Source organism: Mesorhizobium sp. AR02 (assembly GCF_024746835.1).
In the GTDB taxonomy this organism is placed as follows: domain Bacteria; phylum Pseudomonadota; class Alphaproteobacteria; order Rhizobiales; family Rhizobiaceae; genus Mesorhizobium.
Window position 1 is genome coordinate 606,305 of sequence record NZ_CP080530.1, and the last position, 22,457, is coordinate 628,761.

General features: G+C 59.7%; 15 protein-coding genes and 8 pseudogenes. 14 read left to right on the top strand and 9 right to left on the bottom strand.

Going from position 1 to position 22,457, the window contains the following annotated elements; all coding sequences use genetic code 11:
- The first annotated feature begins 134 nt into the window (after positions 1 to 134).
- On the top strand, positions 135 to 1,190 hold the full coding sequence (locus DBIPINDM_RS02755; RefSeq protein WP_258580671.1) for a Fic family protein: 1,056 nt from the start codon (positions 135 to 137) through the stop codon (positions 1,188 to 1,190).
- A 271-nt stretch (positions 1,191 to 1,461) separates the two neighbouring features.
- Here the strand turns inward: DBIPINDM_RS02755 and DBIPINDM_RS02760 are convergent, their stop codons facing one another.
- On the bottom strand, positions 1,462 to 2,445 hold the full coding sequence (locus tag DBIPINDM_RS02760; RefSeq protein WP_258580676.1) for an IS5 family transposase: 984 nt from the start codon (positions 2,443 to 2,445) through the stop codon (positions 1,462 to 1,464).
- A gap of 539 nt (positions 2,446 to 2,984) precedes the next feature.
- Here DBIPINDM_RS02760 and DBIPINDM_RS02765 point away from each other — a divergent pair.
- The 5 genes and pseudogenes from DBIPINDM_RS02765 to DBIPINDM_RS02785 form a co-directional block, all read left to right on the top strand.
- Positions 2,985 to 3,107 (top strand): annotated as a pseudogene (locus tag DBIPINDM_RS02765) (insulinase family protein); the annotation flags it as partial.
- A 52-nt stretch (positions 3,108 to 3,159) separates the two neighbouring features.
- Positions 3,160 to 4,218, top strand: a complete 1,059-nt coding sequence (locus DBIPINDM_RS02770) for a class I SAM-dependent methyltransferase (protein ID WP_258580672.1) — start codon at positions 3,160 to 3,162, stop codon at positions 4,216 to 4,218.
- Positions 4,219 to 4,467: 249 nt separating this feature from the next.
- Positions 4,468 to 5,182: pseudogene (locus tag DBIPINDM_RS02775) on the top strand (IS6 family transposase).
- A gap of 842 nt (positions 5,183 to 6,024) precedes the next feature.
- A complete protein-coding gene (locus DBIPINDM_RS02780) occupies positions 6,025 to 6,255 on the top strand; it encodes a hypothetical protein (protein ID WP_258580673.1) in 231 nt (76 codons plus the stop codon).
- Between the two features lie 602 nt (positions 6,256 to 6,857).
- On the top strand, positions 6,858 to 7,229 hold the full coding sequence (locus DBIPINDM_RS02785; protein WP_183465477.1) for an XRE family transcriptional regulator: 372 nt from the start codon (positions 6,858 to 6,860) through the stop codon (positions 7,227 to 7,229).
- A gap of 229 nt (positions 7,230 to 7,458) precedes the next feature.
- Here DBIPINDM_RS02785 and DBIPINDM_RS02790 read toward each other — a convergent pair whose 3' ends face one another.
- From DBIPINDM_RS02790 to DBIPINDM_RS02800, 3 genes and pseudogenes are all read right to left on the bottom strand, one after another.
- Entirely contained in the window at positions 7,459 to 8,493 is a 1,035-nt protein-coding gene (locus DBIPINDM_RS02790; protein WP_258580674.1) for a diguanylate cyclase, read from the bottom strand.
- Between the two features lie 85 nt (positions 8,494 to 8,578).
- A complete protein-coding gene (locus DBIPINDM_RS02795) occupies positions 8,579 to 10,099 on the bottom strand; it encodes a putative bifunctional diguanylate cyclase/phosphodiesterase (RefSeq protein WP_258580675.1) in 1,521 nt (506 codons plus the stop codon).
- Positions 10,100 to 10,140: 41 nt separating this feature from the next.
- Positions 10,141 to 10,968, bottom strand: a pseudogene (locus tag DBIPINDM_RS02800) (IS5 family transposase); the annotation flags it as partial.
- A 67-nt stretch (positions 10,969 to 11,035) separates the two neighbouring features.
- Here DBIPINDM_RS02800 and DBIPINDM_RS02805 point away from each other — a divergent pair.
- Positions 11,036 to 12,019, top strand: coding sequence for an IS5 family transposase (locus DBIPINDM_RS02805; RefSeq protein WP_258580676.1), 984 nt, complete (start codon positions 11,036 to 11,038; stop codon positions 12,017 to 12,019).
- 331 nt (positions 12,020 to 12,350) lie between these two features.
- Positions 12,351 to 12,728, top strand: a pseudogene (locus tag DBIPINDM_RS02810) (IS66 family transposase); the annotation flags it as partial.
- A gap of 62 nt (positions 12,729 to 12,790) precedes the next feature.
- Here DBIPINDM_RS02810 and DBIPINDM_RS02815 read toward each other — a convergent pair.
- The 3 genes and pseudogenes from DBIPINDM_RS02815 to cysQ all read right to left on the bottom strand — a co-directional run.
- Positions 12,791 to 12,982 (bottom strand): annotated as a pseudogene (locus DBIPINDM_RS02815) (IS6 family transposase); the annotation flags it as partial.
- Between the two features lie 397 nt (positions 12,983 to 13,379).
- Positions 13,380 to 14,264 carry an aldose 1-epimerase family protein gene (locus tag DBIPINDM_RS02820; RefSeq protein ID WP_258580677.1) on the bottom strand — a complete coding sequence of 295 codons (885 nt, stop codon included), beginning with the start codon at positions 14,262 to 14,264 and terminating at the stop codon, positions 13,380 to 13,382.
- Positions 14,265 to 14,552: 288 nt separating this feature from the next.
- Entirely contained in the window at positions 14,553 to 15,311 is a 759-nt protein-coding gene (gene cysQ, locus DBIPINDM_RS02825; RefSeq protein ID WP_318036873.1) for a 3'(2'),5'-bisphosphate nucleotidase CysQ, read from the bottom strand.
- 179 nt (positions 15,312 to 15,490) lie between these two features.
- Between cysQ and DBIPINDM_RS02830 the strand changes: the two genes are divergently transcribed.
- The 5 genes and pseudogenes from DBIPINDM_RS02830 to DBIPINDM_RS02850 form a co-directional block, all read left to right on the top strand.
- Complete coding sequence (locus DBIPINDM_RS02830) at positions 15,491 to 16,081, top strand: helix-turn-helix domain-containing protein (protein WP_258580678.1); 591 nt, start codon at positions 15,491 to 15,493, stop codon at positions 16,079 to 16,081.
- Positions 16,074 to 17,354 (top strand): type II toxin-antitoxin system HipA family toxin, encoded by a 1,281-nt coding sequence (locus DBIPINDM_RS02835; protein ID WP_258580679.1) that lies wholly within the window; start codon positions 16,074 to 16,076, stop codon positions 17,352 to 17,354. The genes DBIPINDM_RS02830 and DBIPINDM_RS02835 overlap by 8 nt, the downstream gene beginning before the upstream one ends.
- A gap of 18 nt (positions 17,355 to 17,372) precedes the next feature.
- Positions 17,373 to 18,362 carry an IS5 family transposase gene (locus tag DBIPINDM_RS02840; RefSeq protein WP_258580680.1) on the top strand — a complete coding sequence of 330 codons (990 nt, stop codon included), beginning with the start codon at positions 17,373 to 17,375 and terminating at the stop codon, positions 18,360 to 18,362.
- Between the two features lie 55 nt (positions 18,363 to 18,417).
- A pseudogene (gene tnpC / locus DBIPINDM_RS02845) lies at positions 18,418 to 19,020 on the top strand (IS66 family transposase); the annotation flags it as partial.
- Between the two features lie 87 nt (positions 19,021 to 19,107).
- Positions 19,108 to 19,505: pseudogene (locus DBIPINDM_RS02850) on the top strand (transposase); the annotation flags it as partial.
- Between the two features lie 33 nt (positions 19,506 to 19,538).
- Here the strand turns inward: DBIPINDM_RS02850 and DBIPINDM_RS02855 are convergent.
- Entirely contained in the window at positions 19,539 to 20,483 is a 945-nt protein-coding gene (locus DBIPINDM_RS02855) for a LysR family transcriptional regulator (protein WP_258580681.1), read from the bottom strand.
- 178 nt (positions 20,484 to 20,661) lie between these two features.
- Between DBIPINDM_RS02855 and DBIPINDM_RS02860 the strand changes: the two are divergent.
- Positions 20,662 to 21,374 (top strand): annotated as a pseudogene (locus tag DBIPINDM_RS02860) (IS6 family transposase).
- 112 nt (positions 21,375 to 21,486) lie between these two features.
- Here the strand turns inward: DBIPINDM_RS02860 and DBIPINDM_RS02865 are convergent.
- A complete protein-coding gene (locus DBIPINDM_RS02865) occupies positions 21,487 to 22,440 on the bottom strand; it encodes an alpha/beta hydrolase (RefSeq protein ID WP_258580682.1) in 954 nt (317 codons plus the stop codon).
- Positions 22,441 to 22,457: the final 17 nt, after the last annotated feature.

Here is a 22,457-nt window from a genome sequence, read left to right on the forward strand (position 1 = left end):
AGGCTCCGCCCATCAGGCGGGGCCTTCTCCCTTTCTGCTTTCAAGTCCTCCATACCCATCATCGGATGAAAATGGATGGAAAAATGGACCCCGCCGTGTCATAACCATTCGGATGAAAACGGATGGGACAATGGATGACGGCTCTCGATCTCTCGACATTGCGTATCACGCCCGAGATCCTGTCACTGATCGCGGAGATCGACGAGTTCAAGGGCGCATGGCGTGCCCTTGGCCGCATTGCACCTGATCGTCTGTCAAGCTTGCGTCGGGTCGCGACGATCGAGAGCATCGGATCTTCAACACGCATCGAGGGCGCCAAGCTGAGTGACCGCGAGGTCGAGAGGCTGCTTGCAAACCTCCGGATCGGCTCTTTCTCAAGCCGCGACGAACAGGAAGTCGCAGGTTATGCCGAGGTGATGGAGACAATCTTCTCAGCCTTCGACGCGATCCCCCTCAACGAAAATCATATACGCCAACTTCATCGGGATCTGCTCGCGCATTCGACCAAGGATGAGCGACACCGGGGGAACTGGAAGACCCTTGCCAACAATGTGGAAGCTTTCGACGAGAACGGTGTGAGCCTTGGGGTCGTCTTTGCGACAGCCTCTCCGTTCGATACGCCCGGTCGAATGGCGGAGCTGGTGGCCTGGCAGCAAGCTCAGGAGGCAGATGGGACGTTCCACCCTCTGCTGATCGTCGCTGTCTTCGTCGTGGTCTTTCTGGAAATCCATCCTTTCCAGGACGGCAACGGCCGTCTGTCGCGAGCGCTCACCACCCTGCTGCTGCTTCGGGCCGGCTATGCCTACGTGCCCTACAGCTCGCTCGAAAGCATCGTCGAGCAAAACAAGGAGGCATATTATCTCGCGCTACGCCGCACCCAAGGCACGATCCGCACGGATCGGCAGGACTGGAACCCCTGGATCGAGTTCTTCCTGCGAAGCCTGCAGCGGCAGAAGCAGCGCCTCGAGCGGAAGATGGAGCGTGAGCGCATCCTTCTGGGCGACCTTCCGGAGTTGTCGGTGTCGATCCTCGAGCTGGCGCGCGAGCGTGGGAGGGTGACCGTGATGGACGCAGCCAAGGCCACGGGCGCAAGCCGAAACACGGTCAAAGATCATCTGCGCGCGTTGACCGATGAGGGACACCTGACCCTTCACGGGGCGGGTCGCGGAACGTGGTACGGCCTGAGCTGAAACCCGTGTGAGGAGCCAGCCGGCGCACCGGTATCGAAGCCGTCATCCAAACATGCGCGACCGCTATTGCCATGTCCTATCCCCCCTGTTTCCCGGTGCTCCATTGGCGGGCTCGATGGGGCATGTCGGCACCGTAAACTTAACGCTGTGAAAACAAGATCTGGGAGTGAGGCTTTGGTTCATTCGGCGTGAAGGCGCGCGATTTGGCGCCATGCTTGGCGTTGGTGCGCGGATATGAAATCGAACGCATTTCGATCATTAATGTAGTTGGTTATGCCTGCGTGACTTGACGCCGGATAGACTCCGGGCGTGCCCATGCCAGCATGCGGTTGAGAACGATGCAACCGATGGCAACCTCGGTCTGTTGAGCCGGAAGAGAGCGTGCTCGCAGGCGCCGTCCGATCAGCCCCTTGTATCGTCCGATGGCTGTTTCGCTCAGCGCCCGCTTGCCGTAGCCGGTGGCTGCCTGCCATTTCAGCCGACCGTCGCTTGCGATTGCGGCAATGTGCTTGTCCCTTTGACCAGGCGGTCCGGTATCACCGCTTTCCACCGCCGTGGAACGCGGTGGAATGACGATGTTCGCGGTTGCGCTGTGCTGCAGGATAGACCGATAGGTTGGCTTGCCGCCATAGGCTCCGTCGGCTGTGAACTGGTCGATCTCGCCGTCGATCTGATCGAGCAGCGGTGCCACCTGGGAAGGATCATCCGTGTCCTGATCTGTCAGCCTTTGGGCAATGATCGCGCCACTTTTGGCATCCACTGCCAGATGCAGCTTGCGCCAGTTGCGACGTGATCTGGCGCCATGTTTCTGCTCCAGCCATTGCCCGGCGCCGTAGACTTTCAATCCCGTGCTATCGACAAGCACATGCAGCGGGCCGTCCGGCAGCGGCGGGTTTCGTCGGGCTGATGGCTCCCACTTCTGTGCCCGACGGCTCAGCGTCGTATGATCTGGAACTGGGACTTTCAGCCCCATGAGATCCAGCAGCGAGTGGAGCAATCCCTCGGTCTGGCGCAGCCGCATTGCCAAGACGCAACCCAGCGTCAGCGCTGTCTCAATGGCGAGATCGGAATACCGGGCTTGGCCGCCGCGGGTCTTGCGTCGCGGAGCGCGCCATCCCGCAAGTGCCTCCGGCGTTACCCATAAGGTCAGGCTACCACGCCGGCGCAGACCTGCTTCGTAGTCACGCCAATTCGTCACCCTGAATTTCATCTTTCCGACGTGATGACGACGATCTGCGTTGTGTTTGTACGGCATGGCACTCGCATCAAGCTGATTTCGATCCTGCCTGCCTATCGCCAAACCGTTGACAAAGGATCCATGCACCAACGCTATCCACCCACCATCGAGAACTGCGAGCAACTGCCATGCAAGCATGGCGCCAAATCGCGCGCCTTCACGCCGAATGAACCAAAGCCTCACTCCCAGATCTTGTTTTCACAGCGTTAAGTTTACGGTGCCATCGTCACAAGCCCCGAACGCTTCGCGTTCGGCGATGTCCAATTTCCGACAATGTCGGATACAGTCAGATCTACTGGATTGCGTTTGAATGGTTTCTCCTTTGGCACAGTACATGCTCGTCATCCGCAAACACGTGACCGACCAACAAGAAGTCGCATGATCACCTCACCAAAACATACAGCCGCCGCGGAACAATCACTTTGCCCCGAACTTGCTTATCGCCCGTCCCGTCACCACAACCGGAGCCATCGATGTCTGACGGGCTGCCCAGGATACCTACTGCGACCGCGCTTGCCCGGTGACGAACGCTCCGGCTCCGCCCGTTACCGACCACCGCGCCGGTCGCCACTCATATGGTCTGGTTCAGGATCGGCAGCGCGGATGAGCCGCGGGGGAAATCCGGCATCGCGCATGTCTTCGAGCATCTGATGCTCAAGGCGACGGCCAATCACGCCTCATGACGAGCAGGGCTCCATCGCCTGGAAAGATTGAACCCAAAGGGAGATTCCAATGTCTGAAGCGAGTAAGGAAAAGTTGGACGCATTCTTAGGGAAAATGGTCGGCGATCTCGGTGCGATCGCTACTGGCGCGGGAGTCGTGCTGGGGGACAGACTCGGCCTGTTCAAGGCATTGCGCGAAGGCGGCAAGATGACGGCCGCCGAACTTTCGACACGCACCGGCACCCAGGAACGCCTTGTAAGGGAATGGCTTTCCGGGCAGGCGGCGGCGGGCTACGTCGACTACGATGAAGCGAGCGACGAGTTCTATCTCAACGCCGAGCAGGAGCTGGTGTTCGCCGATGAAGATAGCCCGGCCTTCATGGCTGGTGCATTCGAGTTCCTGTCCGCGCTGTGGCTCGATGAAGAAAAGGTGAGGCAGGCATTCCAGTCCGGCAAGGGCGTCGCGTGGCACGATCATAGCGCGTGTCTGTTTCGCGGTACGGAACGATTCTTCCGTCCAGGCTACAATGCCAATCTGATCGACTCCTGGCTGCCGGCCTTGGAGGGCGTCGTCGAGAAGCTCGAATGCGGCGTGGACGTTGCGGATGTTGGCTGCGGTCATGGCGCATCGACCGTGCTCATGGCGCGTGCTTTCCCCAATTCGCGCTTCGTCGGCTTCGACTATCACGCCCCGTCGATCGAGCGCGCCCGCAAGGCCGCTGAGGAAGCCGGCGTCGGCGCCAACACGCGCTTCGAGGTCGCAACCGCCAAGACCTATCCCGACACCTATGACCTCGTCGCTTTCTTCGATTGCCTTCACGACATGGGCGACCCGACGGGCGCCGCCTCCCATGTCCACGGATCGCTCAAGCCGGATGGCACGTGGATGATCGTCGAGCCGTTCGCGCATGATCATCTGGCGGCGAACCTCAATCCCGTCGGACGCGTCTACTATGCCGCTTCCACGTTCCTGTGTACCCCTGCGTCCGTGTCACAGGAAGTCGGGCTCGGGCTTGGCGCCCAGGCCGGCGAGGCGAGGCTGCGCAAGGTGGTGACCGGCGGCGGCTTCAAGCGATTCCGTCGCGCCGCGGAGACGCCGTTCAACATGGTGCTGGAGGCCCGCCCTTAGCGCGGCCGTCGCCAGAAATTTGCAGCTCATCGGCATTTTATGAAGATCACCACCAAAAATCCGGACGCACGCTTATCGGGCACATTTTCAAGGCGTCTGAAGTTTACGCAGAGGTCGCTGCCGAGCCGCCTTCTCTAAACCACTGAAGTCATGTCCGGCGGCAGATTCTTTCCCTCGCTGCGGCCACAAGGCGAGCAGCCGGCACCGTAACGTTAACCGGGCATCGATCAAAATGTGGGATCTGGCGGCATGACCAGATTTTCCCGTGATCCTCTTTATCGTCGCCACCGATTTCCGGCGCAGGTGATTGCCCATGCCGTTTGGCTCTATTTCCGGTTTCCGCTCAGCCTGCGGATGGTCGAGGATATGCTGGCAGCTCGTGGCGTCATCGTCTCTCACCAGACCGTGCGACTTTGGGCTGAGAAATTTGGCAGACTTTGCCAATGATATCCGGAAGCGATCGGCCGGCAAGCTCGGCGACAAATGGCATCTCGATGAGGTTGTCATCACCATCGGTGGAAAGAAACACTGGCTTTGGCGCGCCGTTGATCAGGACGGGTTTGTTCTCGACGTGTTGGTGCAAAGCCGTCGCAATGCCAAGGCGGCAAAGCGCTTGATGCGAAAGCTTCTGAAAGGGCAAGGCCGTTCGCCGCGTGTGATGATCACCGACAAGCTTCGATCCTACGGTGCGGCGAAGCGGGAGATCATGCCAGGCGTCGAGCATCGCTCGCACAAGGGCCTGAACAATCGGGCGGAGAACTCTCATCAACCCGTCCGACGGCGGGAGAGGGTCATGAAGCGCTTCAAGTCAGCGCGACATCTTCAGCGTTTCGTTTCCGTCCACGACCCGATCGCCAACCTCTTTAACGTTCCCCGCCACGATATTCCATCCACCCACCATCGAGAACTGCGAGCAACTGCCATGCAAGCATGGCGCCAAATCGCGCGCCTTCACGCCAAATGAACCAAAGCCTCACTCCCAGATCTTGTTTTCACAGCGTTAAGTTTACGGTGCCTCCCGCGGGCTTCGGCCGGCGGGTTTTTTCGTTCGCCATCGGAACTTCTTTCCCGACGACTTGTTCATTTCCGGAGGCATCGGGGTCTGCCACAGTTCCCTATGCTCTTGATCGGGTTCTCCTCGCTTATCCCGGTCGGTCCGCGCTTCCCCTACGTTGGCGCGGCCACGCTTTCTTGCAAGATTAGGATCGAAGAGACTATGACCGTCATCTGGCTCGCGTTCGTTGTTATTCCGATCGTGGTGCTGGTGGTGGCTTGGTGGACCACGGTGCTAATATATGACCACCGCCTTCAAAAGGCTGCGACACCAGTCCCAACTAACTCACGCACAAACTGATTGCCGAAGCCAACTCGCTTGGCATCAGCCGAGGAGAGCGACGAAGATGTCGACAGCCTCTACCGAATTGACGGGCGGGCCGGTCCAGTTTCAGTAGCGGCGCCAGGACTGACCACTGGTGGTAGGCCGGCCCATGCAGCCGATCCGATCAGTCGAGCAAGCAGGGCGTATTCCACCATGCCCTAAAGGCGCCTTCCAAGCCCGCGATATTCGTAGCGGGTCGGAAGTCGGCTAATGCTTCGGACCTTCAATGGCCTCTCGGTGACTCGTATCCAGTCATCCTCACCCATCTAAGCTCGGAAACGGGTCCAGCGAAAGAGTTAATCATCTCGAACCTCAATCGTTGACTCTTCCTGCCCACTCGCGCTTAGTAATCAACGTCAGCGACCACTTAAGGGCGTCGCTGCTTGAGAGCTAAGAACGCACTCTCGCCCGGCTATGAGGCGCAAGAGATGCTGAAACGCTACCTTCCTAGTTGCACGCTATATCCTGCCAACCTAGCGCTGCTTCAGCGTGTGTTTGACCAGGTGTGTTGCGAGCGCGCCTACGCGGCACAATCGCTAGATGCGGAGATTGCGGCAACGACATTGCTGCACCTGTTTCAGCATGGGATGACCAATGAGGCCGCACTTTTGGCGGAAATGCGAAGATGGCAGCAAGAATTCATCCGACGAGCGAGCTGAGCTGGCGCAATCGCGAGTGAAGCCGACCTTTGATCGCAAGAGAGAGCGCCAAAGCAGAGATAGTCGGTACACACAAGAATACTTCAAGCATGCCCTGGTGTGCGTCCAGCCCATTTTCGTAAATCCGCTTTAGCACGTCGCAGGCAGTCTCGGCACGCTGGCGCGCGCAGCCGATAAGCATTTTTCCTCCCAACATCGCAGGCGCACCAGCGATGTCGTCCCATACCGTCCGTTACCAGACTGCTCAGGAACGCAGCTAAATCTAGGTTGGCTATCTTCCATCTGCGTAAACGAGTAGGAAGCCTGTTGGTTCAACAGCCGCTCATATTTCGGGGCAGAAACGGGTCGTCGGGGGCGACGACGAAGGCAACTGAGAGGCAACCTTATTGAGACAAACCTTTCAACGAATAGCGCGTGGCGGCTAGTCCGGTTGCACGCCCGCAAACCGCCGCAGTCCTGGTCCCCGGAGTTTCGATGTAAGCCAGGAGGTTTGATCCAACGCGCCGTGCGGCATTCTGAGAACATTCACTATACAATATAATCGCATTGCGGCATTGATGGTCTCCGCAGGCGGGAGGTGCCTCTCTGGAGTTCGTCCATTCATGTCGCGCGTCCGCAAGCCCCAGCCGGTCGATCATTCCATCCTCAATGAAATGCTGGCGCTGCACCTCCAGCAGCTTGAGATCCAGAATGGTGGGATGGAGGCCTTCCTCTCCAAGACGGGGTTGGCGCGAGGGACCTACTACACGATGCTGCGCGGCATCGGAAATCCGACCCTGAAGACAATCGAGCGCATCGCTTCCAAGCTCAATATGACCGTATTCGAGTTGCTGGGCTTCGAGATTGACGATGCGCGCAGGGCGCTGAAGAAGCGCGGCGTCGACTATGATGAGCTGACCTCAGCCATCCGGAAAAAAGATGAAGCTACCCGGCGTGTAGTGCGGCAGACCCGGTCGCAGAAGCTATTGGGCTAAACTAAGCTCGTGTTCACGACCTCATCCTTGTTACGCGCAACCTGAAGGATTTCGCTGGCCGCGGTGTCCGCCTACTGAACCCGTTCAAGGGTCCGCCAGAAGAACACTCAGCGTAGTCGAGGTGATGGCTCATGGCCGAAAACCCCCGCGCTCAATGCGTGTGTATGGCCCAGACCAACGAAACCGGGACCTTCTGGCTGCGTCGGCGCGAGGCTATAACGTCCTTTGATCAGGCCGCGTCGGGACCTTCCGATGCAAGGAGCAGCGCTACTTCGACGCGGTTGCGACCTTTATGCTTGGCCTTGTAAAGGGCGGTGTCGGCGGCGAGAAGCAGGCCTTCCGGCATCCTGATTGTCCCGCCCGATCGTGACAGTGCGGTCGCTGAACCAATGCTGACTGTGACGCGTCCGCCGCCTTCCGGATTGTCGCCATGAGGCAGGCCGAGGTTTTCGATTGCGCGCCTCAGCCGTTCCGCTATTTCAAGCGCTCCCTCGCTGTCGGTATCAGGCAAGATGACGGCGAGTTCTTCCCCGCCGTATCGCGACGCCAGATCCCCAGGACGATGAAGCACGTCTCTTATAGCTGCAGCGACGGCACGAAGACAATCATCGCCTACCTGATGACCGTATTTGTCGTTAAAGCCTTTGAATCGATCGATATCGAGCAACAGCAAGGACATCTGTCCAGCGCTGCCAACGGTGCGTCGCCATTCCCTGTCCAAGGTCTCGTCGAAGGCTCGGCGGTTGCCCAGACCGGTCAGTCCGTCCGTCATCGCAAGCGAGCGGAGTTGTTCTTCGAGCCGTTTGCGTTCTGTGATATCTCTCATGATCAGCACGAAGTCGCCTGGAACGCCAGTTAGCGGATCACGGACGATGCGCGCCTTGCTCTCCACCCAGACAGTTTTCCCATCCTTGCGCCGGATCTCGATTGCAAGCGGCTCGCCCTCGTCTGCTCCGGCAAGCAAGAGTGCGGCTGCCGCAGCGATGTTTTGAAGATGCTCCGGCGGGACGAACATTTCCGGACCATGCCCAACCATTTCCTCCGGGAGCCATCCCAGAAGCCGGGTGCATGACGGTGAAACGTAGCGTGCCTTCGTGTCCGGCCCGAGTTGCATGATGACGTCACCGCTGTTCTCAGTGAGCATCCGGAAATCCGTTTCTTCCGGATGAATGTCCGAACGGATAGCCAGGCCTGCCGATGACTGCCCGGACCCGGGGCGACCGAAAGCCTTGCGAATGAGCTGTGATGCGGATGGCAGGCGCATATTTGTTTCCTTTTCGGACACGTTTCTGCGGGGCGCCGCAGCATTCTTATCGGTTGTTCAAGCCACCCCCAGGGAGGGATTTCTGTCAGGCGATCCGATCGATTGGGTTCGCTATCCCGCTCGCTACCCTAGTCTCCTCAGCAGGCGGTCGCCCGAACCGCTTCAGAAGGCCTTTCGCTATCTGACGTGGTACCGCTTGCGAAAACAGGTATCCCTGACCCAACTGGCACCCGATCTCCGCAAGTAAGACGGCCTGGGCTTCGTTCTCGATGCCTTCGGCGATGACCTGAATGTCGAGCTTGCGAGCGATGCCGACCAAGCCCTCGACGATGGCCAGGCTCGGATCTCCCTGGACAAGGCGATCAATGAAGGATTTGTCGATCTTGACGATATCGACCGGCACGGTCAGCAGATGCGTGAGCGAAGCGAAGCCCGTTCCGAAATCATCGAGCGCGACGCGCAGGCCATGGGCGCGCAGCGCCTTGATTTCCCGAGCGACGAGGGGGTCGCGCTGCCCGAGATAGACCGACTCCGTGACCTCCAGAATGATGTGCTTCAACGGAACGTTCTCGCGGCCGAACGCGGCTTCGAGACGCGCATAGAGCGTTCCGCTGTGGAAATCGGCTGAGGTAATGTTGATACCGACATGCTGCAACGGAATACCTTGATCCAGCCACGAGCGCGCGTCCGCTGCGACGATCGCCATCATGCATTCCGTCAGATTCGAGGCGACGCTGACATCGGAGGTCGCCTGGTGAAACGCGGCGGCGGAAACGATCTCTCCATCCGGCTTGCGAAGGCGGCAGAGGGCCTCCATGCCGATGATCTCGCGGGTGTCGAGCCGCAGGATCGGCTGATAGAACGCGTCGATCCGGCCTTCGCGCAAAGCCGCGTCAACATCGCGGATCACCTCGATCCGGGTCTTGATTGTGCTGCCGATTCCCGGCGAGTACAGCACGAAGCCACCTCGCGAAGTTTCCTTGGCGTGGTAGAGCGCGAAATCGGCATTTTGGCGCACGCTTTTCGCATCGACGTCCCCCGCCGACAGCACTGCGCCGCCGATGGTGGCCTGTGCCAGGATCATGTGCCCGTCGCAGTTGGCGGGCACAGCCAGAGTGCCGAGAATATGACGCGCCGTGCTCTGGATGCCGGCGGGCGCTCCGGCTCGCTGAAGGATTACGACGAACTCGTCGCCGCCCATGCGAAACACACGGTCAGGCGCTACGCTTTCGGCGAGACGTGACCCCACCGCCTGTAGCAAAGCATCGCCGGCAGCATGGCCGAAGGTGTCGTTGATGGTCTTCAGGTTGTCGAGGTCGATGATCAGGACCGCCCAGGCGCTCGGTTGGCCAAAGGACAGCCGCTCCAGGGCTACGTCCAAACTCGCCCGGTTCGGCAGGTTGGTGAGCGCATCGACATAGGCGCCGTGCTCTCGCTCGACGACCCGCCGGTGACGCTCAAGCGCGATGGCGCACAGAGAGGTACAAGAGGCGACAACCTTCTCCTCGCGAGGGGTGGGGCCGCGTTTCTCCGGAAAGTACAGGGCAAAGGTGCCGAGCACAGCGCCCGCGACGTCGCAGATCGGGCTCGACCGGCGTTGGTGCATGGGTCCGGACTTGAGCGGGTGTCGATCTTTGAAGCGGCAGACTATGCCGTGGCCGCCTTGCGGCGGGCGGATTTCGGGCGTGCGCAGGCAAGCATGCGGTTGAGGACGGCGCAGCCGATGGCGACTTCGGTCTTCTGAACGGGAAGCGACCGTGCCCGCAAACGCCGCCCGATGGTGGACTTGTATCGCCCTATGGCGGTCTCGACCAGCGAGCGTTTGCCATAACCGTTGGAGACCTGCCATTTCATCCGGCCGTCTCTGCCGATTGCGGCGATATGCTGGTCCCTTTGGCCGGCAGGTCTATCGTCGAATGGTTCGACCGCGTTGGCACGAGGCGGAATGACGATTGCGGCGGCAGCGCTATGATCGATGACTGCGTCGTAAGTCGGTTTTCCGTCATAGGCGCCGTCAGCAGTAAACTGTCCGATCGGACCGCCAATCTGGTCGAGTAGTGGCTCAACTTGAGAGACATCGCCAGTGTCCTGATCAGTCAGGGTATGGGCAATGATCTCGCCGCTGTCGGCATCCAGTGCCAGATGCAGCTTGCGCCAACTGCGACGGGATCTGGCGCCGTGCTTCTCCTCCAGCCACTGACCCGCGCCGTAGACCTGCAGGCCGGTGCTGTCGACAAGAACATGCACTGGTCCCTCCGGCGCAACCTGGCGATCATGCCGTTTGTTGGGCGATTGCCATTTCCGCGCCCGACGGCTCAGGGTGGTATGATCGGGGACAGCGAGCGCCAGCCCCATCAGTTGCAGCACCGATTCCAGCAAGCCTTCTGCCTGGCGCAGCCGCAGGCCAAACACAAGGCCCAGCGTCAAGGTGGTCTCGATCGCCAGATCAGAATAGCGGTGCTGGCCAGCGTTGGTGCATGGATCCTTTGTCAACGGTTTGGCGATAGGCAGGCAGGATCGAAATCAGCTTGATGCGAGTGCCATGCCGTACAAACACAACGCAGATCGTCGTCATCACGTCGGAAAGATGAAATTCAGGGTGACGAATTGGCGTGACTACGAAGCAGGTCTGCGCCGGCGTGGTAGCCTGACCTTATGGGTAACGCCGGAGGCACTTGCGGGATGGCGCGCTCCGCGACGCAAGACCCGCGGCGGCCAAGCCCGGTATTCCGATCTCGCCATTGAGACAGCGCTGACGCTGGGTTGCGTCTTGGCAATGCGGCTGCGCCAGACCGAGGGATTGCTCCACTCGCTGCTGGATCTCATGGGGCTGAAAGTCCCAGTTCCAGATCATACGACGCTGAGCCGTCGGGCACAGAAGTGGGAGCCATCAGCCCGACGAAACCCGCCGCTGCCGGACGGCCCGCTGCATGTGCTTGTCGATAGCACGGGATTGAAAGTCTACGGCGCCGGGCAATGGCTGGAGCAGAAACATGGCGCCAGATCACGTCGCAACTGGCGCAAGCTGCATCTGGCAGTGGATGCCAAAAGTGGCGCGATCATTGCCCAAAGGCTGACAGATCAGGACACGGATGATCCTTCCCAGGTGGCACCGCTGCTCGATCAGATCGACGGCGAGATCGACCAGTTCACAGCCGACGGAGCCTATGGCGGCAAGCCAACCTATCGGTCTATCCTGCAGCACAGCGCAACCGCGAACATCGTCATTCCACCGCGTTCCACGGCGGTGGAAAGCGGTGATACCGGACCGCCTGGTCAAAGGGACAAGCACATTGCCGCAATCGCAAGCGACGGTCGGCTGAAATGGCAGGCAGCCACCGGCTACGGCAAGCGGGCGCTGAGCGAAACAGCCATCGGACGATACAAGGGGCTGATCGGACGGCGCCTGCGAGCACGCTCTCTTCCGGCTCAACAGACCGAGGTTGCCATCGGTTGCATCGTTCTCAACCGCATGCTGGCATGGGCACGCCCGGAGTCTATCCGGCGTCAAGTCACGCAGGCATAACCAACTACATTAATGATCGAAATGCGTTCGATTTCATATCCGCGCACCAACGCCCCTCGACGCTGACCTTTTCCACATTGGCTCGGGCGGCCGGCGTGCACAAGGCCCAAGGGAGGACAGTGTCCATCGTCCTTCCTGGTAGGCGCCGCCCGGACCACCAGTACGCTATGTTATTGGTCAATCGTTGGGGGTGGGATTCCGCGCCGGCAGCGGACATCGGGGTGGGGCAGGGTTTAGGAAGCTGTACCGTAAGGTGGAGGCCTCGCCCGGAAGCCGCGATCTGTTTCCGTTCAATCACTTCGGCGACGGTGTGGCAAAATTCGCGTTCACACATAGTGTCCCCATCCTCAATGCTCTCAAGGCATGGCTCGACGACATCGCCCCAAAAGTCTTGCCGGACAGCAAGCTCGGCGACGCCGTGTCCTACACTCTGAACCAGTGGGAGTACCTGACGCGATACACAGAAGACGGCAGGATGCCGATCGACAACAACCTCCTCGAACGCAGAAAATCCTGGCTGTTCAGCGATACCGTGGATGGAGCCAGGGCCAGCGCCGTCATATACAGCCTGATGCTGACCTGCCGCGCCTGTGGCGTCGAGCCCTTGGCCTACTTGCGCCACGTCCTCAGCAAATTGCCGCAGCGCGCCACAGACGCCGACATCACCGACCTGCTGCCCTTCAACTTCGCCAAAACCGCCGCTGCGTGATCCGATGCAGCCGTCTGACAGCGACCCCGTCAAACGGGCCGCGTCAACGCGCATGGAAATGAGCGCTTACTGTTGAAACGCTCCAGAAGCTGGGGCGAGAAGTGGACGACCCAACGATGCACGGTGGAGTGGTCGACGTTCAGGCCTCGCTCGGCCATCATCTCTTCCAGATCACGCAAGCTCAGATTGTAGGCCAGATACCACCGCACGCACTGAAGGATCACGGATCGATCGAAGTGCCTGCCTTTGAACATTGAGCGCTCCCGAAAATCGAAGAGCTGTCATGCCCCAGTCAAGTTACCGAAAAGTTTGCGACACATCCCGATAGCGTGGCGATCAGGCTGATAAAGTGGTGGTCGCGCCGAAACCGCAATTCGGACAACAGCTGGGGGCAATCTGCGGCCGGACCGCCAGCGTGATAGTGTCGCGTTCTTCGAGCACAGCCTGGTTGTCTGCGGCAACCCCCACATTCGGATAGCGCGAAGCGAGTTTGCCGCAATCTCTTCGCTGGAAGGCGACAACAAGATCGATACCGGATCGCCCTTGATGGGATTTCAGCCGATAACAATGGCGAAGTAAGCGCATGGCTGCCGACGAAGCCAAGTTTGATTGGGTACCCCACGAGCGTTGCTTCTCCGGATGGTCCGGGGATCACCATGGCCCCTGCTCCAGTCTGATCCCGTAATTAAGCGACCGCTTCGCCCCCGGTGCGACCAGCATCAGGCCCGGCTTATCGATGAAGTTGCCATCGAAGTCCACAGGGCTTGCTATGCCATGCCAGGGTTCGATGCACAGGAACGGGGCGCCGCCAGGCTTTGACCAGATGCCCAGTTCTGAAAATCCCTGCCATGATACTTCGATCGCCGGACCACGCTCGGCCGCGTAGCGCACGCTGGTGCTTGCGGGACGATCCAGGATGACGGCGTCGTCATCGAACAGCCGTTCGGATAGTGCAAGCGTCCTGCCTTCGATGGGCGTCGGCCGCGGTGCTGCGAGCAGGAGGCCATCGCTAAGGCGAGGAACTGGCGCCGGCTCATCATCGGCAAATGTCAGGTGGTAGGCCTCCTTAGGTAACTCCGACAGCAACGGCCAATTGAACGCCGGGTGCGCGCCGATTGAGGCCGGCAACAGCTCGTCGCCTGTGTTGGTGACCTCGAAGGTCACCCCGAGTTGCTGGCGTTCCAGCGTGTAAGTCACGGCCAGGCGAAACGCGAAGGGGTAGTGCGCGCGGCTGTCGGCGTCGTCGGTAAGAACCAGCGTGCAGGATCGAGGTCCCCTGTCCGCCCACACAAAAGGCTTGTCGCGCGCGAAGCCGTGCTGCTTCATCGTATAGGTCTGGCCGCGGTGACGCAGTTGATCGCCCTTCAGCCGGCCGACAATCGGAAACAGCAACGGAGAATGGCGCCGCCAGGCCGGACCGGCCTGCCAGAGGAACTCAAATCCTTGCGCATCCTGCAGCGACACCAGTTCGGCGCCCTGGCCGACTATAACAGCCGAGATGCCGTCGCCATGAAGGGTTTGACTGTCTTGTGGCACATATCCTCGCGGGCCGCTGTTGAAGGCCGGTGCTGTGGCAGACTAGCAAAAGCTCTTGGCGACGCAAGGTGTGGCCGGGTTTTGCGAGAACAAATTGTGGCCGGAGGATCTCTCCGGTTACCTCGCTATCGCCGCACAACGGACAGTCGCTGCTCACGCTCGCCAGTGAAATTCAGCAGCAACTGGCAGATGTTGATGAAGTGACGAGCGTCTGTTCCACTCCGACCAATCGGTTGAGTTATTCTCCAGAGTGCGAACTTTGATCAATCGCAGCCGGTGACGTGTCTGCTATGAACAGGAATTGGCGAAATCCGCCTCGTCCTGTTGCCCCAGTTTGCCGTAGCGAAGCGGGCCGCCTTCGAGAAGCGTTGTTCGTCCACCAGCCGCCCGCAGCACGGCATCGCCGGCCGCAGTATCCCATTCCATAGTACGACCGAAGCGCGGATAAAGATCAGCCGCTCCGCTCGCCAAAAGGCAGAACTTCAACGAAGAGCCCACAGAGACGATCTCCGCGCCCGGGAACCTAGCGATGAATTCGTCGGTCTCGGGCGTGCGGTGGGGGCGGCTCGCGACGATGGTAAGCCGCTTGGCTGCCCTTCGTACGGATATCTTGCGGCGGGCCGCCGGCTGGAAATCCGGCGCAATTGATACCTCGGTCGCTTCGCCCGGACGGCCGGAGTACAACACACCCTTTGCCGGAGCATAAACTACGCCTAATTCCGGAACGCCTTGGCGGACAAGCGCGATATTCACCGTGAAGTCGCTGTTGCGGTTGATGAATTCCTTGGTGCCGTCGAGCGGATCGATCAGCAGGATCGCATCGCCTTCGAGCACCGGCACCACGCCGGCGGCGATTTCCTCTTCCGCCACACAAGTTACGCCGGCCAGCGCCTCGCGCAGCCCTTCAAGGATCACCCGCTCAGCCGCACGGTCCGCCTCGGTCACCGACGAGGCATCCGCCTGGATGTGTCGCAAACTTTTCGGTAACTTGACTGGGTAGCGTCCCTCTATCCAAGATCGCAACTGACCTGTTGGCTTGGCCGCCATGTCTTCACTCCATAGGAAGAATGCCACATTCGGATTGGGGGATATAATTTGATGCATGATCCTGTATCAAGTAGCGCCTGATGATCATTATTCTACATCAAGGCCGTTGACGGCGGCGGCATGTCAAGGTAGATACCTCATCCTGATCGTTCGGCCCATTTGATCTAGGATTATGTATCATGGCCTACCAGAGCGAAAGCCTGATAACGCAAACACGCGAGGTCCGCGAGGCCTCCGGTCTTAGTCAGCGCGCCCTCAGTAAGCGCGCCGGGCTGACGCAGAGCCATATCTCCCAAATCGAGAGCGGCAAGATGGAGCCTGGGTTGTCGAGTTTCATCGACATAACCCGCGCGCTCGATCTTGAGCTCATGCTCGTGCCGAAGAAGCTGGTGCCCGCGGTACTAGGCCTGATCAAGGCGCAGGCAACGCCCGACATGTATATTCATGCCGGTCAGCGCAACGACAAGCGCTTCGCCCGCGCCGAACGGCTGGTCAAGAAAATGAAGGAACTCTACGGAAGCTCGGTTGACCTCGATCGGGTCGAAGATACGCTGCGTTTCCTGCGGCGAATGACTCTCACCGATCAGGAGATGCAGCTCGTGCGCGAACTGATCGCTCGGCTAGAGCGCTATCAGGCGAGCGACCAAGCGGCGCCCGTCATCCGTGACATCGCGCAGAACCTGCAGCGCTTACGTAATTCGATCGCCCATGGCGGTTCAGTCGAACCGAGGCCAGCCTATTCGCTCGACGAAGGTGACGACGATGCCTGACGTCTCGGTTCTCGATGTGCGGCTCTACGGTGAGCCCATTGGCACGCTAACCCATTTGCAGGGCGACCGGACGATCTTTGCCTTCAACGAAGACTATGTCGAAAACCCGGATCGGCCAACCCTGAGCCTTTCGTTCAAAGACGATCTGGGTGGCCTCATTACCAAAATTCGCCCGACACAGCGGGTTGTGCCGCCATTCTTCTCGAACCTGCTACCCGAGGGAGGGCTGCGGCGTTATCTCGCCGAGCGGGCTGGGGTCAATCAGCAACGTGAATTCTTCCTGCTCTGGGTGCTTGGCCTGGATCTGCCGGGAGCGCTGTCTATTCATCCCGCAGCCGGTGACGCCCTTCCACCTGGCGCCGACGAGGATTTGCCGGAGAATGCCAAACCTAATGCGCTGCGCTTTTCGCTCGCTGGTGTGCAACTCAAGTTCTCCGCGTTCCAGAACGCCGGAAAGGGCGGAGGCCTGACCATTCCCGCCGAAGGAGTCGGTGGTTCCTGGATCGTGAAGCTTCCGTCTCAGCAGTTCGCCGGCGTTCCGGAGAACGAATTCTCGATGATGACGATCGCCGGAATGATCGGCATGGAGGTACCGATCATCAACCTGATCGATCTCGATGCGATCGCCGGCATTCCAGACGGCCTTGGCGAACTAAAGGGACAGGCGCTCGCTGTCAGCCGCTTCGACCGGACCGGTGACGGTCCCGTCCACACCGAGGATTTCGCGCAGGTTTTCGGTGTCTTTCCGGACAACAAGTACAAGCGTGCGACCTACGCAAACATCGCACGCGTCATTGGCACAGAAGCGGGCGATGCCGGCGCCGCTGAGTTTATCCGGCGCCTCGTATTCAGTGCGCTGATCGGAAATGGCGACATGCACCTCAAGAACTGGTCGCTGATCTATCCGGACCGACGAACGGCTGCGCTCTCGCCAGCCTACGACCTGGTGTCGACCGTTCCTTATATGGAGGGCGAGGATACGGCCGCCCTCAATTTCTCGCGAACAAAGAAGATGGCCGAACTCGACGCTGATGAGCTTCGGCATGTGGCGGCGAAGGCGTTGCTGCCGGAAAAGCTTGTCATCGACACCGCCGCCGAAACCGTCCAGCGATTTCGGCAAGCGTGGGAGGCTGAGAAGAGGAATCTCCCCCTCACCGCCACCGTCGTGAAGGTGATCGACGCACACGCTCCAACCGTGCCGCTCTATAGCGAACTGGCGTTGGGGCACGGATCTTTTATTGGTGCGGGCTTAGGCAAGCGGTCACCGCAATAGCAACTTTGTAGCGTAGCCATGCCTTTCAAACACAATACCAGCCGCCGCCATCATATTGAGAAGATGAAGTTCAGGGTGACGAACTGGCCAGAATATGAGGCAGGACTTCGTCATCGCGGCAGTTTGACCCTGTGGGTGACGCCGGAAGCCCTGTCCAGGTGGCAAGCGCCAAGACGCAAGACACGTGGCGGCCAGCACCGCTATTCTGATCTGGCGATCGAGACCACCTTGACGCTGGGCCTTGTGTTTGGCCTGCGGCTGCGCCAGGCAGAAGGCTTGCTGGAATCGGTGCTGCAACTGATGGGGCTGGCGCTCGCTGTCCCCGATCATACCACCCTGAGCCGTCGGGCGCGGAAATGGCAATCGCCCAACAAACGGCATGATCGCCAGGTTGCGCCGGAGGGACCAGTGCATGTTCTTGTCGACAGCACCGGCCTGCAGGTCTACGGCGCGGGTCAGTGGCTGGAGGAGAAGCACGGCGCCAGATCCCGTCGCAGTTGGCGCAAGCTGCATCTGGCACTGGATGCCGACAGCGGCGAGATCATTGCCCATACCCTGACTGATCAGGACACTGGCGATGTCTCTCAAGTTGAGCCACTACTCGACCAGATTGGCGGTCCGATCGGACAGTTTACTGCTGACGGCGCCTATGACGGAAAACCGACTTACGACGCAGTCATCGATCATAGCGCTGCCGCCGCAATCGTCATTCCGCCTCGTGCCAGCGCGGTCGAACCATTCGACGATAGACCTCCCGGCCAAAGGGACCAGCATATCGCCGCAATCGGCAGAGACGGCCGGATGAAATGGCAGGTCTCCAACGGTTATGGCAAACGCTCGCTGGTCGAGACCGCCATAGGGCGATACAAGTCCACCATCGGGCGGCGTTTGCGGGCACGGTCGCTTCCCGTTCAGCAGACCGAAGGCGCCATCGGCTGCGCCGTCCTCAACCGCATGCTTGCCTGCGCACGCCCGAAATCCGCCCGCCGCAAGGCGGCCACGGCATAGTCTGCCGCTTCAAAGATCGACATCCGCTCAAGTCCGGACCCATGCACCAACGCCAGGAGCGACCCATCTGGGGTGCATGGCCCATGCCAGACGTCGCTTCGTCGATGCACTGAAGACCAGAAAGAAAGGCGGCGGCCCGCCGGAGCAGGCGCTGAAGTTCTTCGAACAGCTCTACCGGATTGAAAGCCAGACGCGCAACGAAAAGCCGGACAAGGGCGAAACGCGACATCAATGCATCCGCCGTTTCCGCCAGCAACACAGCGTCCCCATCATGAACGCTCTCAAGGCATGGCTCGACGACATAGCCCCGAAGGTCCTGCCCGACAGCAAGATCGGCGACGCCGTGTCCTACACCCTGAACCAGTGGGAGTACCTGACGCGCTACACCGAAGACGGCAGGATGCCGATCGACAACAACCTGCTTGAGCGCGACATCAGGATTTTTGCCACTGGAAGAAAGAGTTGGCTGTTCAGCGACACTGTGGACGGAGCCAGGGCCAGTGCCGTCGTCTACAGCCTCATGCTGACATGCCGAGCTTGCGGCATCGAGCCCTTGGCCTATTTGCGCCACGTCCTCACGGAATTGCCGCAGCGCGCGGACAATGCCGACATCACCGATCTCTTGCCATTCAACTTCGCCAAAACCGCCGCTACTTGATCCGATGCAACTGGCCGACAGCGACCCCGGTCAAACGGGCCGCGTCAACGCGCATGGAAATGAGCGCTTACGCCGTTTGACAAGCACCGCTATTCTGATCTGGCGATCGAGACCACCTTGACGCTGGGCCTTGTGTTTGGCCTGCGGCTGCGCCAGGCAGAAGGTTGCTGGAATCGGTGCTGCAACTGATGGGGCTGGCGCTCGCTGTCCCCGATCATACCACCCTGAGCCGTCGGGCGCGGAAATGGCAATCGCCCAACAAACGGCATGATCGCCAGGTTCCGCCGGAGGGACCACTGCATGTTCTTGTCGACAGCACCGGCCTGCAGGTCTTCGGCGCGGGTCAGTGGCTGGAGGAGAAGCACGGCGCCAGATCCCGTCGCAGTTGGCGCAAGCTGCATCTGGCACTGGATGCCGACAGCGGCGAGATCATTGCCCATACCCTGACTGATCAGGACACTGGCGATGTCTCTCAAGTTGAGCCACACCAATAAAAGATCCGTGTACCAACGCCGTGTTCAGGCAGAAATTCCACTTATAACCCCTGTCCAAATTTCCCGATCCAGCTCTGCCTCCTGCATCATTATCTCTCGCATCCAGATGCTTGCCGGATCGCTATTGTGGAGAGCCGGCCACTGGGCGGCTTCGGTGAAACCGGGAAGCGGCAGCGGAAGTTCGACAACCTGAAGGGGAAACGTGTTTTCGAAATGCCTGACCAGCCGGAGGGGCACGGTCGCTATACGAGCTGTGCCGGACACCATGGGCGGGATCATGCTGAAGCCCTGCACGACGACTTCGACACGTCTTTTAAGACCATGCTCAAGCAAGAACCCTTCCTCGATGGAGGGCTTCAGCAAACGTCCGAACCTGACGCAGACGTGCCTCATCGACATGTATCTCTCGAATGTAAGGTGCCGTGGCAGCTGCTTGTTCGTGGGACAGCCTACGCATACGAGCCTCTCGTGGAAAAGCGCCACTCTTGGATGCGCGTTCGACATGAACACATCCGGAGTGATCAAAAAATCGACCTCACCACGCCGGAGGACCTCATCGGGGCTGCCGTCGAGAGGCATCAATTCGAAGCTGACGGCGGGGGCTTCCCGGGCAACACGCTCCACGACCTTTTCAAAAAACACGAGCGCGGCGAAATCGGAAATAATGATCCTGAAGCGGCGATCGGATCGAGCAGGGTCAAACGGATCCGACGAAATAAACGAGGACTGGATGTTTTGGAGAGTCTCGCGGACTGCGGGGCCAAGTGCTGCCGCACGTGGTGTCAGAATACGTTCTCGGCCGCTCATGCTGAACAGTTCATCGCCGAAAAAATCGCGCAGCCGGGCGACGGCCGCACTCATGGCCGGCTGACTGAGGTTGATGCGGCGTGCCGCCGCCGAGAGATTGCGCTCGGCCAGCAGGGCGTCGAGCACGACGAGAAGGTTCAGATCAAGCCCTTTGAAACGCATGCCTGCGGCTATCCATAGAGGGTCGGCATTCCTGGCGTGCCTCAGGCTACCGGTCATCGACCGCGTGGCCGACCATTAGTTTAGCACTTTCTAATGGCGTTGGTGCACGGATCTTTTATTGGTGTGGGTGGCATCGTAAACTTAACTGGTTTTCCAGAAAGATGTGGGATTTAGCGGCATGACCAAACCTGCCCGTGATCCTCTCTATCGTCGCCATCGATTTCCTGCAGAAGTGATTGCCCATGCGGTGTGGCTCTATTTCCGTTTTCCGCTCAGTCTGCGCATGGTCGAGGATATGCTGGCAGCGCGTGGCATCATCGTCTCTCACCAGACCGTGAGGCTCTGGGCGGAGAAGTTTGGCAGACACTTTGCCAATGATATCCGGAGGCGAACGGCCGGCAAGCTCGGTGACAAATGGCACTTCGATGAGGTTGTGATCACGATCGCCGGCAAGAAACACTGGCTATGGCGTGCCGTCGATCAGGATGGTTTCATCCTTGACGTCCTGGTCCAGAACCGCCGGAGTGCCAGGGCTGCAAAGCGGTTGATGAGAAAACTCCTGAGAGGACAAGGCCGTTCGCCCCGTGTGATGATCACCGACAAGCTCCGGTCCTATGGCGCCGCAAAACGCGACATCATGCCCAGCGTCGAACATCGCTCGCACAAAGGCCTGAACAATCGGGCGGAAAACTCCCATCAGCCGATCCGAAGGCGTGAGAGGATAAGCGCTTCAAGTCAGCCAGGCAGCTTCAACGCTTTGTTTCCATCCACGACCCGATCGCCAACCTCTTTCACATTCCCCGCCACGACATCTCATCCACCCATCATCGCGAGCTGCGAGCAATAGCCATGGAAACATGGCGCCAGATCGCACGCCTTCATGCCGCCTGAACCAAAGGCAGAACTCCAAATCGTGCCTTCGCAGCGTTAAGTTTACGATGCCGGAGCCGGTGCTTTCGGCAAAAGGTGTCGCTGAGTTGGATAGGCAAAGGCACTGACAGTGTTACTTTGATTGAACCAGCTGCTCGCGCAGTACGAATGCGATGGTGTCGAGAGCGAGGTGGGTGGCCGTCAGCACGCCTGCCATTTCGATGAAGCCGTGGACCATGCCGGGGAAATTCCGGCGTATGACCGCCACGCCGGCTTTTTCTAATCGATCTGCGTAAAGCACTCCCTCGTCGTGCAGTACGTCACAGCTCCCCGTTATAACCAGAGCTGTCGCCACATTTTCTACAGACTCGACCACCAGCGGCGACACTCGCCAATCCTGCGCAGCCGTCTTGTCGGGTAAGAAACTTTCCCGGAAATATTCCATTATGGGACGTGTCAGAGGCGGAACTTCAGCATAGGCGATCCGCGATGGATACGACCATGCGCTGTCTCTGTTGTCGGTGGCCGGATAAATCAAAATCTGGCAGCGTAGAGGGATACCGGCATCTCTTGCCGCGAGGGCCGCGACTGCCGTCAGGCTACCGCCTGCGCTGTCACCGCCCACAGCCAGACGACCGGCATCGACGCCGATCTCCGTGGCATGATCGACAATCCAGATCAAGGCCGAGATAACGTCTTCCGCAGCGGCGGGAGCTGGATGCTCGGGAGCCAAGCGATACTCGACTGATATCACCGCGCAGCTGGCACGATGCGCAATCTGACGGCATACGCGGTCATGCGACTCGATGCTGCCTATAACCCATCCACCGCCGTGGATGTAGATCAATGCCGGTGCGGCATCCTCGGGTACACCATCAGGACGGTACAGACGAAGCGGAATTGCGCCCGCAGGTCCTTCCGCGGCGAAGTCCGCGACCTGGTTTATCGCGACCACCGGTCCGCCCAATACTGCGCTCTGATCGCAATATCGCTGCCGCGCGTCAGCCACGCTAAGCTGATCCATCGACGGGGCGGGTTGTTCGTTTATTTTCGCGAAGAGATTTTTCACTTCAGGATCGATATACATCGAAAATAGACCTCGTC

Coding starts and splice junctions, on each gene's coding strand:
- DBIPINDM_RS02780 (WP_258580673.1), top strand. CDS start 6,025: ATGCTGAAACGCTACCTTCCTAGTTGCACGCTATATCCTGCCAACCTA.
- DBIPINDM_RS02770 (WP_258580672.1), top strand. CDS start 3,160: ATGTCTGAAGCGAGTAAGGAAAAGTTGGACGCATTCTTAGGGAAAATG.
- DBIPINDM_RS02830 (WP_258580678.1), top strand. CDS start 15,491: ATGGCCTACCAGAGCGAAAGCCTGATAACGCAAACACGCGAGGTCCGC.
- DBIPINDM_RS02835 (WP_258580679.1), top strand. CDS start 16,074: ATGCCTGACGTCTCGGTTCTCGATGTGCGGCTCTACGGTGAGCCCATT.
- cysQ (WP_318036873.1), bottom strand. CDS start 15,311: ATGGCGGCCAAGCCAACAGGTCAGTTGCGATCTTGGATAGAGGGACGC.
- DBIPINDM_RS02855 (WP_258580681.1), bottom strand. CDS start 20,483: ATGCGTTTCAAAGGGCTTGATCTGAACCTTCTCGTCGTGCTCGACGCC.
- DBIPINDM_RS02790 (WP_258580674.1), bottom strand. CDS start 8,493: ATGCGCCTGCCATCCGCATCACAGCTCATTCGCAAGGCTTTCGGTCGC.
- DBIPINDM_RS02795 (WP_258580675.1), bottom strand. CDS start 10,099: ATGCACCAACGCCGGTCGAGCCCGATCTGCGACGTCGCGGGCGCTGTG.
- DBIPINDM_RS02805 (WP_258580676.1), top strand. CDS start 11,036: ATGCCGTACAAACACAACGCAGATCGTCGTCATCACGTCGGAAAGATG.
- DBIPINDM_RS02865 (WP_258580682.1), bottom strand. CDS start 22,440: ATGTATATCGATCCTGAAGTGAAAAATCTCTTCGCGAAAATAAACGAA.
- DBIPINDM_RS02785 (WP_183465477.1), top strand. CDS start 6,858: ATGTCGCGCGTCCGCAAGCCCCAGCCGGTCGATCATTCCATCCTCAAT.
- DBIPINDM_RS02755 (WP_258580671.1), top strand. CDS start 135: ATGACGGCTCTCGATCTCTCGACATTGCGTATCACGCCCGAGATCCTG.
- DBIPINDM_RS02760 (WP_258580676.1), bottom strand. CDS start 2,445: ATGCCGTACAAACACAACGCAGATCGTCGTCATCACGTCGGAAAGATG.
- DBIPINDM_RS02840 (WP_258580680.1), top strand. CDS start 17,373: ATGCCTTTCAAACACAATACCAGCCGCCGCCATCATATTGAGAAGATG.